Source organism: Sulfitobacter sp. (assembly GCF_041552635.1).
Lineage (GTDB): Bacteria > Pseudomonadota > Alphaproteobacteria > Rhodobacterales > Rhodobacteraceae > Sulfitobacter.
The window spans coordinates 1-1,240 of record NZ_JBFEKM010000382.1; the positions used below are offsets into that span (position 1 = coordinate 1).

The 1,240-nt window shown below is 58.3% G+C and carries 1 pseudogene; it reads left to right on the forward strand.

Annotation, left to right across the window (positions count from 1 at the left end):
- Nucleotides 1–1,240, forward strand: a pseudogene (locus ABYT07_RS21260) (hypothetical protein); the annotation flags it as partial.

Here is a 1,240-nt window from a genome sequence, read left to right on the forward strand (position 1 = left end):
CAGGGGATATCGACAAAACGGCCAAGGCAGCGCGGCGTCTTGGATCGTCGGTGGGCGGGTATCGGGCGCTTGAGATGGCCGCTGGCGAAGCGGGTGTTTCGCTGTCTACATTGACAGATAGTGCGCAGACGATGGATCGTGAAATTGCCCGTGGCAGCAAAAATGCGGTGGGTGCTTTAAGTGCACTGGGCCTTGCCGCTAGTGATTTGGGCGGGCTTGAAGCGGATCAGAAGATCGCGTTGATCGCTGATCGCATTCAAGATCTGGGCCTTTCGACCGGTCAAGCGTCGGCGCTTTTGCAAGATCTTGGTATTCGCAATCGTGAAATGGTTCTTGCCGTGATGGGTGGGGGCGATGCGCTGCGACAGGCGCGGGCGGATATCGAAGACTATGGCTTGGCCATCAGCGAGACCGATTCCGAGGCTATCGAGAAAGCAAATGACCAGATCGGCCGGCTTGGGTTGATCGGGCAGTACGCAGGGCAGCAGCTGGCCATCGCGTTGGTGCCGGCAATCGGCGCATTGGCGCAGGTGATGACCGACAGCCTTCGGGAGGGCGGGTTGCTTCGGACGGTCATTGATGGGTTGGTCAACAACGTAGATCGGTTGGCGGTCTATGTTGGCGTGGTCGTGACCGGGTTCGGCGTACGCTATGTCGGTGCGCTGGCCTTGGCGCGGCTTTCAACGCTAAGCTTTGCAGGGTCTCTGGCATTTTTGCGGGGGGCGTTGATCAAGACCGGGATTGGCGCGCTGGTCGTGGGTGCAGGTGAGCTGGTTTATTGGTTTGCGAGAGTTGTGGGGGCATCGGGCGGTCTCCAGGCTGCGCTTGTGCGCATTTATGATGTCGGTAAAACGACCTTGGTAGGTGTCGGTAAAACGGCTTTTGGATTATCTGAAATTATCGCTGGCGTTGCGTCTGCGATCTTGGGTTCTTTCGTTCGGGCGTTTGCCGAGATTGCGAAGGCTTTCGATGCTCTGATAAACGGCATCGCTTTTGCATGGAATGCGTTGGCCAGCAGTGGTTTGGGCGAGAAGATGGGGATGACGGCCCTCGGGAAGTCAAACGTTTCGGGCGCAATAGGTACTGTTGCTGACGGCCTGTTTGACCAGGCAGAAAGCAGTATTGGCAAGGGTGCGCAGCGCATAAAGGATGCAGGGAAGGCCGTTGCCGATGCGATCGCCGCGTCGGTGAAGCCGATTGTGCCAGCATCTGGCGACATGGATGGTGGCGCTGAGGCCGC